The sequence below is a fragment of the Paenibacillus sp. FSL H3-0321 genome (assembly GCF_038002865.1).
Classification (GTDB): domain Bacteria; phylum Bacillota; class Bacilli; order Paenibacillales; family Paenibacillaceae; genus Paenibacillus_AQ.
Window position 1 is genome coordinate 2,697,347 of sequence record NZ_JBBODH010000001.1, and the last position, 14,165, is coordinate 2,711,511.

Sequence of the window (14,165 nt, forward strand, 5' to 3'; positions counted from 1 at the left end):
ATAAACCTCCTCCTGTATGAAATAGAGTTGTCGGGCTTTAACCAATACCCATAATTACCCTGATTTATTCTTGTGAAAACCAATATTCTAAAATTTAAAATATTTAACTATCCGCAGAAAAAAGATTTACATCGGCAGCCGATTGCATTAATATTATGAGTGAGTACTCACTCATTATTATGAGAATTGAGGAGATAGTTATGAATCAGGGAACTTCTGTTGTTTCCGTAAACCACGTCTGCCGGACGTTTGGCAGCAAGGAAGTGTTGAAGGATATTTCCCTGCAGGTTGCAAAGGCGGAAACCTTCGGCATTCTGGGCCCTTCCGGCTCCGGCAAAACTACGCTGGTGAAGCTCTTGACCGGCATTGATGAAGTGACCTCGGGCGAAGTGCGTGTATTGGGGATACCCATGCCTAAGCTTGCCATGCTGCAGCAAATCGGATATATGGCTCAGTCTGACGCCTTGTATACGGAGCTGAGCGCAAAAGAGAATCTGGAATTCTTCGCCGCTCTCTATGGACTAAAGGGCGGAAACCGCACCCGCCGGATCAGGGATGTCTTGGAGCTGGTCAATCTGCAGGATCATCTGCGCAAAAGAATTGATCAGTATTCCGGGGGGATGAAACGCCGTCTGTCACTGGCGATCGCCTTATTGCATGAGCCTCCGCTTCTGCTTCTTGATGAGCCCACGGTTGGCATTGATCCCGTGCTGCGCCAGTCCATCTGGAAGGAACTGAAGGCGCTGAACCGCAAAGGAACTACCATTGTACTCACAACCCATGTAATGGATGAAGCCGAAAAATGCGACCGCCTGGCCATGATCCGTGACGGTGAACTGCTGGCGGTGAATACACCTGCAGGTCTGCTGAACGCTACCGCTTCTGCTTCTCTTGAAGAAGCCTTTCTATATTATGGAGGTGTCCGCCGATGAGAATCCGGGCGATCACCCTGCGAATTCTCCAGCAGTTTATTCATGACAAAAGAACGATGGCGCTGATGTTCATTGCCCCCCTGCTTGTTCTCAGCTTAATGAGTCTTGTGTTTAACGGCGATGACTATGAACCGAAGTTTGGTGTTTACGGAAATACCCAAGCCATCTCTGCGGCGTTTGAGAAGCAAAGCACTGCTGTTGTCGAATACACCACGGCAGAGCTGGGCAACGAAGCTTTGAAGGAGGGCGAGATCGATGCGCTTGTCACAGTAAGCGGCGCTGCTCCCGAAGTTGTGCTGGAAGGCAGCAATCCCACGGCAAACCGCGCGGCACTGATGGCCTTACAGGAAGCAGTACAGAGCCTGCAGCCTGCTATACCGGGCCAGGGACAAGGTCAGCTGAAGCCGCAGATCAGCTATCTGTACGGCGCTGAAGATATGAGTACGATCGACCGCTTCGGTCCGATTATGATCGGCGTCTTTGTCTTCTTCTTCGTCTTTCTGATTGCCGGCGTTTCCTTGCTGCGGGAACGGACTACCGGAACCCTGGAACGTCTGCTCTCCACCCCGCTGAAACGTTGGGAAGTCGTTCTTGGCTACGTGTGCGGTTTCGGGATATTCACCGTATTCCAGGCGCTGCTGATCTCCTGGTTCTCCATTCAGGTGCTGGGAATTATGATGGCTGGCAGCTTCGGTTATGTGCTGCTTGTGACACTGCTGCTGTCAATGACAGCGCTGACGCTCGGTACGCTGCTCTCGGCTTTTGCTGCCAATGAGCTGCAGATGATGCAGTTCATTCCGCTAATCATCGTGCCGCAGATTTTCTTAAGCGGGCTGTTCCCGATGGATACGCTCCCGGTGTGGCTGCAGCGGATCGGGCTGGCGACACCGATCTATTACGGCTCGGAGGCACTGATGGACATCATGATCCGCGGCAAAGGCTGGAGCGACATCGCGCTGGATGTCTTTGTTCTGATCGGTTTCTCTCTGCTGTTCATGCTGCTGAATGTGCTGGCCCTGCGCAAACACCGCAAAATGTAAATACGCATGCAGCTATGATAATATAAACGGAAAATACGAGGTTTGGAGGGCAAAAGAATGGAGACGGACAATGCTGCGGAGCAGCAGCATGAGGGGGAGCAGTGGATTGAGGAGCTGCTGGCCATCAGTCAGGAAGAAAAAATGACGCCGAAGCAGATCGCCATTCTGGAGGCGGCGATTGAAATATTTTCAGATAAAGGATATTCGGCTGCGGCTACCAGTGAAATTGCCCAGAAGGCGGGGGTGGCGGAGGGGACGATCTTCCGCTATTACAAGACCAAAAAGGATCTGCTGCTGTCCATTGTCGGGCCGACGATGAGCCGCATGATCGCGCCCTTTGTCATGCGCAATTTTGACGGCGTGCTGGATGGTCCTCCCGAGAGCTATGAAGCATTTCTGCGGGCTTTTATGGTCAACCGGCTGGAATTCGCCCGCAAGAACTTTAAGATTCTGAAAATTCTTATTCAGGAAATCCCCTTTCAGCCCGCATTAAGGGAACAGTTCGCCGAGAATGTTCTCGGCCAGGTACTGGAGCGGGTAACCGCCATTACCGAGCATTTCAAGGAAAAGGGCGAAATTATCGACATGCCCACACCCGCAATTATCCGGTTTACGGTCTCTTCTGTAATCGGATATCTGCTGGCCCGTCTGCTGTTCCTGCCGGATAGCGATTGGAATGATGAAGAAGAGATTGAGCAGACTTTGGCTTTCATGCTGTACGGTATCAGCGGACCGGCAGTACGCCCAGAAACGAAGTGAACTTAGGCTGATCTTTTGAGGACACCGGAAATTTACACTGACACTTTCAATAGAAGGCCATCTCCAAGCGGCAGAAATGCAGTTTGGAGATGGCCTTTTTTTACATTGCAAACACTTATAGTGATCCCGCACCGCAGCATCTGTTCAGGGATTCCGGTAAATGGTTTTGAAGGCGTACGCCTGTTCTGTTATTATGGGTACTATAGCAAATTCGGACTTATGGACAAGACAAAAGGAAGTGATTAGCGCTGTGGGTTTCTATGTGCCGGAACGGGTAATCAGGCTGCTATGCGGCGGTGCTGCTTTGGAGCAGGGGATGGTTTATTATGAAGCGGATAAGGTCACGCTGACCTATGCGGAGAACAATGTTGAGCTGGAATATTCAAAATACCGGGCTGAGGTTCAAGGCCTCGAAAGCTACGAAGTGGTGCTTGCTATAGACAGTGACGGTGATGTGAATGGGGAATGCACCTGCCCTGCATACCACCACGGCGGAGCTTTTTGCAAGCATATCGCAGCTGTTCTCGTGAATATACTCCGTCAGGAAATGGACACGGAACTCTCCAGAAGTATGGCCGGCCCCAGTCTCAACCTTCACGGAGGCTCCACCGGAGAGAGCGGCAGACTTACTCCGCGTAATCCGGAAACTGCAGCCTTTAGCTCAGGGGAACATACGGGTGACCGGAAACTGGTGACCAGCATGCTGGATATGTTCGGCAGCTCCCGGAAGCGTCCGAGCGGCACCGGAACCTATAGCGATATCAGAACTCCGCTTCAAGTCGAGTTCATCTGCAAGCCGGTTCTGTACACCGATGGCACTCATAAGCTTGGAATTGAACTGAAGATCGGACTAGAGCGGCTTTATATTGTGCAGAAAATCAGAGCTTTTCTAGAGCGCATCCACCGCGGGGAGTCCTTTGAGTTCACCAAGCATTTTATCTATGACCCTTCCTTGCACAGCTTCAATAAAGAAGACAATGCGGTGATTCTGAAGCTGATCGAAGTCCTTTTAAATGAAAAGATGTACCATGAAGCTGTCAGTCCTCATACGCATTATTCGGGTGGCCCGGGAGGGGAGCGGCTGCTGCCGGTTCCGCCTTTTTTCTGGGAGCAAGTTCAGCCTGCGCTAACAGCAGTATCCTCTGTCCATTTGCAGCAAGGGGGAATAAGCACTGAAGGGCTTCAGATCACAAACGCTCCCCCTCCGCTGAGCTTTCAATTCGATCAAACCCCGGATAACAGCTACCGGCTGGATATCCAGGGGCTTGCGCAGCTTACAGTCATGGAGGATTACGGGCTTATCTTGTCTGAAGGCAGGCTGCTGAAGCTGCCGGTTCAGGAATGCCAGCGTCTCTCCGAGCTTAAGAAAATGCTGGCCTCCTCCCGCAAAGATGAAATTGCCATTGCCCCGGAGCAAATGGAGCCTTTTATGGACAAGGTGATTCCCGGGCTGAAAAAGCTGGGCCATGTGCATATTGCCGAGGCTATCCAAGGCCGCATCATCCAGGCACAGCTTCAAGCCAGACTTTATCTTGACCGGATAAGAGACCGGCTGCTCGCAGGCCTTGAGTTTCAATACGGCAATATTGTGATTAACCCGCTCGATGAGAAAGCACGCGAACGGGGTAATGAGGTGATTCTGATGCGGGACGGGGAAGCCGAAGGGCGGATTCTTGCACTGATGGATCATGCTTCTTTTACCCAAACGGAAAGCGGCTATATTATGAGCGATGAGGACGGCGAATTTGATTTTCTCTATCATACCGTGCCGCTGCTGGAGCCGTTGCTTGAGGTATATGCCACTACTGCTGTCAAGGGAAGACTGCTCACCGGAACAGCTCTGCCGAAGGTAACCTTAAGCTGGAATGAAAAAACCGACTGGCTGGACTTCAAATTTGCCATGGAAGGAATCCCCGAAACGGAAATTGTACTGGTGCTGAAATCGCTGCAGGAGAAACGCCGTTATTACCGGCTGCCGGATGGGGCGCTGCTGCCGCTGGAGAGTGCGGAATTCTTAGAAATCATCACCTTTATGAACGAAATCGGAATCCGGCAGGATGAGCTCAAAAGCCCGCAGTTCTCCCTCCCCCTGGCCCGCGGCCTGCATCTGAATGGCGACAGCGCGGGGGACTCCGTCACCATGGGACGCTCCCTGCGCCGGCTTCTGGCCAACATGCGGAATCCCGAAAATCTTGATTTCCCTGTGCCGGACAGCCTTGTTCCCGTACTCCGGGATTATCAGCAATATGGTTTCCAGTGGCTGAAGACGCTGGCCCACTACCGGTTCGGCGGCATCCTCGCCGATGATATGGGTCTCGGCAAAACGCTGCAGAGCATCGCCTTCCTGCTCTCAGAGCTTAAGGATATCCGGCAGGGAGGCCACCCTGCGCTGATCATCGCTCCGGCCTCCCTGCTCTACAACTGGCAGAATGAGCTGAAGAAATTCGCCCCGGAGATCAAAGCGGCCATAGCCGACGGGAACTTAACCGAACGTCGACGGACATTGAAGAACACCGCAGGAAACGATGTAATCATCACCTCCTATCCGCTGCTGCGCCGTGATATTGAAGAGTACGCCAAGCATTCCTTCCACACCCTGTTTCTGGATGAGGCGCAGGTCATCAAAAACCATGCGACCCAGACGGCTCAGGCGGTAAAAATATTGCAGGCACGCTACCGCTTCGCGCTTACCGGAACGCCGGTAGAAAATGCTCTGGAGGATCTATGGTCGATCTTCGGAGTTGTGTTTCCGGGGCTGTTTCCGGGCAAAAAGGCCTTTCATGACCTGCCCCGGGAGACGGTTGCGAGGCGGGCACGGCCTTTTCTGCTGCGCCGCCTAAAAAGCGATGTACTGAAAGAGCTGCCGGACAAAATCGAATCTCTGCAGGCCTCGGAGCTGCTGCCTGAGCAGAAAAAATTGTATGTCGCCTATCTTGCCAGGCTGCGCAAGGAAGCGCTCAAGCATTTGGACAACGACGGGTTTGGCAACGGCAGAATCAAGGTGCTTGCCGGGCTGACCCGGCTGCGCCAGCTCTGCTGCCACCCCGCGCTGTTCATTGCAGGCTATACCGGCGGCTCGGCGAAATTCGAACAGCTGCTGGAGATTATTGAAGAATGCCGCAGCTCCGGCAAACGGATGCTGATTTTTTCCCAGTTCACCGAAATGCTCGGCCTGATCGGCCGTGAACTGGGCCTGCTGGGTGTACAGCATTTCTACCTCGATGGCCAGACGCCTTCAGCCCAGCGGGTGGAGCTCTGCAACAGGTTCAATGAGGGTGAACGCGATCTTTTCCTGATTTCACTAAAAGCGGGCGGCACCGGACTGAACCTGACGGGAGCGGACACGGTCATTCTCTACGATCTCTGGTGGAATCCCGCTGTCGAGCAGCAAGCTGCCGACCGGGCCCACCGGATCGGGCAAAAGAAGGTGGTGCAGGTGATCCGCCTCGTAGCACAGGGGACTGTCGAGGATAAGATGTACGAGCTTCAGCAGAAGAAGAAGAACCTGATCGATGAAGTCATCCAACCGGGCCAGGAGGCCATGTCTGCCTTAAGCGAGCAGGATATCCGTGAAATCCTGATGCTTTCATAAGTTGGCCATGGATGCTTATCTCCTTGCACAGCAAACAGGGACTTTCACAGCCTAAAGCTGGGGATGTCCCTGTTTGCTGTATTTTTTAGAATGACATAAGGATTTCTTACTCTACCGGGTTCGGACTCCGCAGATATTACAACTCGTCACTCCATTTCTCATGCGTTACAACACGATGGGCATCCACCAATTGACCGTCAGCTTGTTTGCCCCATACTGAAATCCCTGCTTTTTCTCCTAGGTCATCGCCTGTAAAGAGAAATTCGAAAGAATCCAGATCGGCAAAGTAGTCTCTGGTCACCACCTCGTCGGGTGCGATTTCGACGACTTCACTCACATATAAAGTTCTTGTATTGCCCAGGAAGTAACCTAGAATATTAATAACCAGTACCTCTTCAGCAGCCCGATTCACAATCTTTACAGTTACAAGCTGCGCCGGTCTTACTCCAAGAACAGGATTATTCTCTATAGGTCCAGTAGATAATGTGGTCATCCCGTCTTACTCCTCCTTTCAACCCACTCATTTGTGAATATCAAACTCTGATTCTAGCGGTAGTGTTAATTGATCGCACAATATATTAATATTCGTGCGCTACCCTGACGGTGTGGACAGAAGACAGGCTCCATTCACCAAATCCTGCAGTAGTGCATAAAGTGTACAAAAGAGAGTTCGCCCACTAGTGGCCGCTGTTCTGAAAGAATGTATACGGAAGAAGGGAGTCCATGCCCCCTCCTGGAAAAGGAAAGAAAACGAGCATAAAAAAACAACCGGCAAACCCTAAAACGCAAAGTCCAAAGGGGCTGGAGTTTGCAGTGGCTGCCCTTCTTTTATCAGGCAAGTTAAAGGTAGACTCTGTCCAGATGTTCACGGACGCTTCGCTTCTTGTCAGCCTGGTTGGCAAATATAAATCACTTGGCAATTTGAGCGACAGCAACGTTGATAAACTGGTCAGCTTTCTCGACGACAACAGCAGCCTGACCTTGAACGAGATCATGGCCGCTTTGAAGAAAAAATCAGACAACTCTTGAGTGGAGGAATAAAGGGAGGCCTAGCACGTATGGACAATTTTGACGGTGAAGATTTTGCCGGGGGGATCCTGCTGGTCATTGTAATTGCGCTGCTTATCTTTGGTTCAACGGATATTAAGGATCTTACCGCTGCGCCCACTTCCGATTGAAACGGGACTCCTTACTTGAATTAAAATCATTTACATCCCATATAAGGCTTGTTATGATTAAAGTATCAAAAGAGCTGCGCAACTTATGTTTGCTACAAAGCGATTAAAGGATGATTTTTTCCTTTAATCGCTTTTTTGTGTGAGCTTTAAAATCATGGAGGTATATCGTATGAACAAAAGAGTACATGATATGGTTATGCTGCTTCTCGGGGCATTTATTTTTGCGCTGGCAGTCAATTTATTTGTGATTCCCAATGACTTTGGTGAGGGTGGCGTGACAGGGATATCGATCATTCTGTATTATTTGCTGAATTGGTCACCTGCGCTGGTCGGCATCATCTTGAACGGGATTTTGCTGATCATCGGCTACAAGCTGCTGGATAAAAAAACGACGGGCTATACCATTATCGCCGTTGCCTTTAACTCTCTGTTCCTGTACTTGACCAAGAACTGGCAGATCGCTTCGGATGAGCCAGTGATTAACGCTATTTTCGCGGGTCTGTTTGCCGGGGTCGGGATTGGACTGATCATCCGGGTCGGCGGCACGACTGCAGGTACGACAATTCTGGCTCGACTTGCCAATAAATATTGGGATTGGAATATCAGCTATGCCTTGCTGTTCTTTGACCTTATCGTTGCCGCACTGTCCGCCTTCGTCATTGGTATCGAAAAGATGATGTTTACGTTCGTTATCCTCTATATCGGAACCAAAGCCATGGAGTTCATTATCGAGGGCTTGAATCCTAAAAAAGCGGTGACCATCATCTCGGCACACTATGACAGCATTGCCGTACGGGTTACGGAGATTATGGACCGCGGAGTAACGGTGCTCCGGGGATACGGCTATTACACTGGCGAAGAAAAGGAAGTCCTTTACATCGTAATTAGTAAGCAGGAAGTTTCCATGCTCAAAAAAATCGTACGGGCTGAGGACAAAAATGCTTTTGTCACGATCCACGATGTACGCGACGTGTTTGGTGAAGGATTTATTGATATTTCTAAATAAGCCAACCGGCTATTGATTTATTCCATAAATTCGCTATACTGATAAAAATCAATATACAATCGATGAACGGGAAAGTAGTTGCCTTGGACCCTAGTCCCCAGCGAGCCGGAAGAGTGAGAGCCGGTACAGGCCAGTTAATGAAGCGCACCCGGGAGATGGACTTCTGAACTGATAGTAGGAAGCCCCGGCTGAAGACCGTTAACCTGTAAGGTGGCTAAACCAAGGTGTTTAGCAACGAGAGTGGTACCGCGAGCGCTAAAGCCCTCGTCTCTTTTAGAGACGTGGGCTTTTTTTGATGTTTTTTAGCCCGCTAAGTACATGTAACGCAAATCTGCTTCAAGAATTTTAAAGGAGGTTCATCCCGTGTTAAGCCAACTTATCAGAACAAGCTTGGAACAAAGCGTCCAGCAGGTATTCAGCAGCCTGAGCGCTGCCGCACCAGAACATTTAACCATCGCTCTTGAACAGCCCGCTAATCCGGATTTCGGCGACTACTCCAGCAATATTGCCATGCAGCTGGCCAAAGTCCTGCTCAAGGCCCCAATGGCTATTGCCGAGCTGATCACAGCGGAGCTTGGGCAACAGGAGGCGATCAAGGGTTTGCTGCAGCGAATCGAGGTTGCGGCTCCGGGCTTCATCAATATGTACGTGGATTGGCAGGAGTGGGCAAACCACAGCTTTGAGCTGCCGCCAGGGAACGGGAATAAGGTGATCATTGAGCATACTTCTGTGAACCCAAACAAATCGATGCATATTGGACATCTGAGAAACTCCTGTATTGGAGATGCGCTGGTTAGGATTTTGAAAAAAACAGGTTACAACGTGGAAGTGCACAACTATGTGGATGACCTTGGCAATCAGCTGGCAGATACGGTGGTCGGGCTAATGAATGTGCCGCTCGCGGGTGATCATGTCCGCTTCGGTGATTATTGCTGGGATATCTACGCCGGAATCAATAAGGAATACGAGTTGCATCCTGAGACGGTCCATAAACGGACAGAGATTCTCCACGCATTGGAAGAAGGAAACGGCAATACCGCTTGGCTCGGCAGCCTTGTGGCTGAACGGATTGTGAGAGAACATGTTGAGGAAATGAAAAACTTCGGCATCACCTACGATTTGCTGGTGTGGGAGAGCAGCATTTTAAAAGAGGGATTTTGGTCCTCTGCTTTTGCGCTGCTGGAACAGACAGCCGTTTTTGTTCAGGAAACCGAGGGCAAGCTGGCGGGATGCTGGATTCTGAAGCAATCGGCAACAGAAGGCACAGGGGCGGATTCAGAGGAACATCAGAAAGATAAGGTGCTGGTGCGCTCGAACGGGATTTTAACCTACACCGCCAAGGACATTGCCTATCATCTCTGGAAATTCGGACTGCTGGACAAAAACTTCTCCTACAGCGAGTTTAATGCAGGCGTTTGGACGACGGGTCCAAGTGGACAGCAGATGCCTTTTGGAGAGGCGGATATGGTGGTTAACGTCATTGATTACAGACAGGAGTATCCGCAGGCGATGGTGAAGCAGGCTTTAGAGGTATTGGGATATGCCGGGCAAGCCGGGAAGCTTCATCATGTAAGCTATGGCGTGGTTTCCCTTAGTCCGGCTTCCGCCGCTGAACTGGGGATCGATACCTCGGACGGCAAAACCTCTTACGCCATGTCTGGCCGTCAGGGCATCGGCATCAAGGTCACCGAGCTGGTCCAGCTCATGGAGAACACCATTGAAGCCACCCGCTCCGACAAAAACGGCCTGTCCAGCCGGCTGATCGCCACAGCTGCAATCCGTTACTATCTGCTGCGTTTCAATCTGGGGACGGAGATTGTGTTTGATTTCAAGCAGGCGACCGAGATTTCCGGCAATACCGGCGTATACCTGATGTATACCTATGCACGTGCGGGCAGTGTACTCAGTAAAGCCGCTGGAATGGAGGCAGGAGCCGTATTGGGAGCAGCGGCAGCGGCAACGTTGAAGACGGATGCAATGGCGGTAAATACGGCGGCGAGAGCGGTACTGGCGGCGGATGGGGCAGCGGATGCGGCTGTCGATGCGGCGGCGGATGGGGCAGCGGATGCGGCATCCGAACCAGCTGCGGTGCCGGATTTCCCGGCCCCACTGGACAAAGCGGAGCTTGCCCTGCTGAGACATCTCAGCATCTGGCAAGACACCTTATACAGCGCGAGCATCGAGCTGACGCCAAATACAATCTGTAACTACGCGCATACTCTGGCCTCGCTGTTCAATAACTTTTATTCCGCCTGCCCGATTCTCAAAGGGGACCCATCCACCATCCGCTTCCGTCTCTGGCTTACTTCGACATTCCAGGAAACGCTCGGCGAAGTGCTCGAGGTGCTTGGCCTGCCGAAGCCGGAGCGGATGTAACCGAGAAAGTGGCAGACTGTAGAGCGGGTATTAATCAAGAGCAAGCCTGTCTATGCAATAAGCACGGCTATCACTCATCACTGAGATATAAGCTTAATTGCATTGTATACAGCTAAAATCCAAGAAAATCACTCCTCTTGGGATTTAGTTGTATTCGGTACAGCTAAAAACCTCCCAATTCATCATTGGGAGGGATATGGACAAATATAAATGTATAGAGTGCAATTAAGTTACTTCGCTCCCGATTATGAGCACTTTTAGCTGTACAAAATACAACTAAACTTCAGTTGTTCACAACTGCGGTGGATGCTCCAACGCCCCCAGCCCCCAAGGGCTTCTCACCCCCAGACGCACAAACAGCCTTCCCGAAGGAAGGCTGTTTTGTGTGACGTCCCGGAAGGGATTCGAACCCCCGACCGTGCGCTTAGAAGGCGCATGCTCTATCCAACTGAGCTACCGGGACAAAAGTGAAGTAATTAATTCCTAAAACATATGTATTCACGCAACGTTCTCTATTATACCGCATTCAGATTTTTTTTCAAGGCTGCAGCAATATAATTTACTAAAAAGCGGCGAAACAGCAACGGCAGCACAGCAGATCAGCCTATCCTCACCAGTCACCCTCCCACAGCATTTCTGTCCCCGGGGCAGAATCAGCGGCGGTCAGCCGCTCACCCCAATCCGTTCTACTCCCGGGGCAGACTGCGGCAATATTGCCGCATCCAATCGCCGGATTTCAGGAGTCACTTGTGGAAATGCTGTTCCAGCTGCTTTTTCAAGTCGCCGAAGATAAGCAGTTCGCGCTGGAATTTGGAGCGTTCAGCCTCGGGGCTCATAATGATGCTGCCAGTAAAAGCACTGGCCGTCACATCCTGAAAAGCATCATGCAAATTGTTATCAAACCAATCGGTTGCAGTATTCGCGTCATTCGTCAGAATGCGCACAATTTCATAACCTTCCTCGCGCTGGTCTTCAACAATGTACACCAAAAGTGCGGAATCGCCTACAGCTCCCGGTAATACGCCCACTTCTGCACAAGGCGCGCCGTCATATTCGGTCATTCTGCGGATTTTGGCGTCTTTAATATAATACACTTGTCATCCATCCCTCCTGGCAAATTTCCCTCTCCCTTAGTGTTCGGATAAGGACATACATTTTATCCCTTCCTTCGGCATATATCTGTATTACTTGGCAAAAAAGAAACAAGTGAAATCGGCTGCGCCGTCCTTAATGGACGGCATCCATTTCAGCGAGAAATATAAGGATAATTTATTGCGTGGAGCATATAAATTCTTATATTTGGACAACAATCGCACAAAAGAGAGGATGAACCATCATGTGCGGAATAACCGGATTTATCCAGTGGCGCGGCGACCTCACACAGCACTCGCAACTGCTCGTAAAAATGACTGAAACCTTGGCCAACCGCGGGCCGGATGCGGCCGGAACCTGGATTTCAGGGCCTTGTGCCTTCGGTCACCGCAGACTAAGCGTTATCGATCCCGAGAACGGCGCACAGCCTATGATCGCCCGCCATGACGATAAGGTGTACGCTATTGTGTACAACGGCGAATTATATAACGCCCCCGAGCTCAAAAAGGAACTGAAACAGCGGGGACACCATTTTCTCACCGAGTGCGACACCGAAGTTCTGCTGCACGCCTATATGGAGTGGGGACCGGACTGCACCGGGAAGCTGAACGGAATCTTTGCATTTGCCGTCTGGGACGGTCTGCGGGACCAGGTATTTTTGGCACGCGACCGCCTGGGTGTGAAACCCCTGTTCTATAGCCGGGTGGACGATGTTTTTGTCTTCGGCTCCGAACCTAAAGCGCTGCTCCAGCACCCCAAGGTACAACCGAAGGTAGGACCGGAAGGACTGGCGGAAATCTTCATCATCGGTCCGGCCCGCACTCCGGGACATGGGGTATACAAAGATATATTCGAGCTTCGTCCAGGTCATGCCATGATTTATAGCCGGGAAGGCCTGCGCAGCTATGCTTATTGGAAATTAGAAAGCAATCATCACACGGAAAATGAAGAAGAAACAGCCTCGAGAGTGCGTGAATTGCTGCAGGATACACTGGAGCGGCAATTGGTTTCTGACGTTCCGGTCTGCTCCCTGCTGTCCGGGGGGCTCGATTCCAGCGCACTGACCGCGCTCGCTGTGGATTATTACAACCGCACCGGCCAAGGCCGGGTGGATACCTATTCCGTCGATTATGTCGACAACGACAAGCATTTCAAAAGCCACACCTTTCAGCCCGGCGCAGATGGTCCGTGGATTAAGCGGATGGTTGATGAGTTGAACACGAATCACCATTATGTAGCCTTTGATACACCGGAGCTGGTAACAGCGCTGGACAATGCTCTGGAATCCCGCGATTTGCCGGGGATGACGGATGTGGATTCTTCGCTGTATCTATTTTGCCGTGAGATTAAAAAGAACGCGACCGTGGCCATTTCCGGCGAGGCGGCGGACGAGATTTTTGGCGGGTATCCCTGGTTCCACCGGGACGAGATGCTCTCCTCCGGCACGTTCCCCTGGTCGGTAGCCCCCAAAATGCGTGCAGGTCTATTGTCGCCGGAAGTGGGGGAATGGATACGTCCACTGGAATATTTAGGTGACAGATACAGCGATGCGGTAGCGGAGGTGCCGAAGCTTGACGGTGAGACCGGCAAGCAGGCGCAGATGCGCGTAATGTCCTATCTCAACATCACCCGCTTCATGCCGACACTGTTGGACCGTAAGGACCGGATGAGCATGGGTGCAGGACTGGAGGTCCGCGTGCCGTATTGTGACCACCGGCTGGTCCAGTATGTATTCAACATCCCTTGGGAAATTAAAGCCGTAGGCAACCGGGAAAAAGGCATTCTGCGCAAAGCACTCGAAGGCATCCTGCCGGATGATGTGCTCTACCGTAAAAAAAGCCCTTACCCCAAAACCCATAATCCGGCCTATTTAAATGCCGTTCGGACTCAGATGCTGGGCATTCTGGATGATTCCACTTCGCCCATCCTGCCGTTGATTGATGCAGCCAAGATCCGTGAAATCGCTGCCTCTCCCGAATCCTCCAGCAATCTGCCCTGGTTCGGCCAGCTGATGTCCGGCCCGCAGCTGTTCGCTTATCTCGCCCAGGTTAACCTGTGGCTGCGCAAGTATAACGTATCTATCGGGTAAATTGCTAAGCTCTCTGCTCTCTGCACACAGCCAATAACTACAAACAGCAAGCCCCCATCCGGAGGCTTGCTGTTTGTAGTTTCCTATTGTTAGAGGCTTGC

10 protein-coding genes, 1 tRNA gene and 1 other annotated feature are annotated in these 14,165 nt (G+C 51.3%); of the genes, 8 read left to right on the top strand and 3 right to left on the bottom strand.

The genetic code is table 11. From position 1 onward, the window contains the following. Positions 1 to 200 precede the first annotated feature (200 nt). From MHI45_RS11845 to MHI45_RS11860, 4 genes are all read left to right on the top strand, one after another. A complete protein-coding gene (locus tag MHI45_RS11845; protein WP_076110739.1) occupies positions 201 to 932 on the top strand; it encodes an ABC transporter ATP-binding protein in 732 nt (243 codons plus the stop codon). Then, positions 929 to 1,972 (top strand): ABC transporter permease, encoded by a 1,044-nt coding sequence (locus MHI45_RS11850; protein WP_076110740.1) that lies wholly within the window; start codon positions 929 to 931, stop codon positions 1,970 to 1,972. Before MHI45_RS11845 ends, MHI45_RS11850 begins: the two co-directional genes overlap by 4 nt. 57 nt (positions 1,973 to 2,029) lie before the next feature. Next, complete coding sequence (locus MHI45_RS11855; RefSeq protein WP_076110741.1) at positions 2,030 to 2,731, top strand: TetR/AcrR family transcriptional regulator; 702 nt, start codon at positions 2,030 to 2,032, stop codon at positions 2,729 to 2,731. Between the two features lie 316 nt (positions 2,732 to 3,047). Next, positions 3,048 to 6,323 carry a DEAD/DEAH box helicase gene (locus MHI45_RS11860; RefSeq protein WP_445667518.1) on the top strand — a complete coding sequence of 1,092 codons (3,276 nt, stop codon included), beginning with the start codon at positions 3,048 to 3,050 and terminating at the stop codon, positions 6,321 to 6,323. Between the two features lie 136 nt (positions 6,324 to 6,459). Here the strand turns inward: MHI45_RS11860 and MHI45_RS11865 are convergent, their stop codons facing one another. Next, entirely contained in the window at positions 6,460 to 6,816 is a 357-nt protein-coding gene (locus MHI45_RS11865; protein ID WP_076110743.1) for a hypothetical protein, read from the bottom strand. A gap of 320 nt (positions 6,817 to 7,136) precedes the next feature. Here MHI45_RS11865 and MHI45_RS11870 point away from each other — a divergent pair, with 320 nt between their 5' ends. The 3 genes from MHI45_RS11870 (at position 7,137) to MHI45_RS11880 (ending at position 10,883) form a co-directional block, all read left to right on the top strand. Then, positions 7,137 to 7,352 carry a hypothetical protein gene (locus MHI45_RS11870; RefSeq protein WP_256718105.1) on the top strand — a complete coding sequence of 72 codons (216 nt, stop codon included), beginning with the start codon at positions 7,137 to 7,139 and terminating at the stop codon, positions 7,350 to 7,352. A 318-nt stretch (positions 7,353 to 7,670) separates the two neighbouring features. Continuing rightward, positions 7,671 to 8,507: a YitT family protein gene (locus tag MHI45_RS11875; protein WP_076110745.1), complete on the top strand. Its 837-nt coding sequence runs from the start codon at positions 7,671 to 7,673 to the stop codon at positions 8,505 to 8,507. Positions 8,508 to 8,560: 53 nt separating this feature from the next. Beyond that, positions 8,561 to 8,782, top strand: a binding site (T-box leader). Positions 8,783 to 8,870: 88 nt separating this feature from the next. Then, complete coding sequence (locus MHI45_RS11880) at positions 8,871 to 10,883, top strand: arginine--tRNA ligase (RefSeq protein ID WP_083675626.1); 2,013 nt, start codon at positions 8,871 to 8,873, stop codon at positions 10,881 to 10,883. 389 nt (positions 10,884 to 11,272) lie between these two features. On the opposite strand, the gene MHI45_RS11885 is transcribed toward MHI45_RS11880, so the two are convergent. Together MHI45_RS11885 and MHI45_RS11890 are read right to left on the bottom strand one after the other, a co-directional pair. Beyond that, positions 11,273 to 11,346, bottom strand: a tRNA-Arg gene (locus MHI45_RS11885). Between the two features lie 280 nt (positions 11,347 to 11,626). Continuing rightward, the gene (locus MHI45_RS11890) at positions 11,627 to 11,977 is read right to left on the bottom strand and encodes a hypothetical protein (RefSeq protein ID WP_076110746.1); all 351 of its coding nucleotides are present in this window, start codon (positions 11,975 to 11,977) and stop codon (positions 11,627 to 11,629) included. A gap of 242 nt (positions 11,978 to 12,219) precedes the next feature. On the opposite strand from MHI45_RS11890, the gene asnB reads away from it, so the two are divergent. After that, the gene (gene asnB, locus MHI45_RS11895; protein ID WP_076110747.1) at positions 12,220 to 14,064 is read left to right on the top strand and encodes an asparagine synthase (glutamine-hydrolyzing); all 1,845 of its coding nucleotides are present in this window, start codon (positions 12,220 to 12,222) and stop codon (positions 14,062 to 14,064) included. The last annotated feature ends 101 nt before the right edge of the window (positions 14,065 to 14,165 follow it).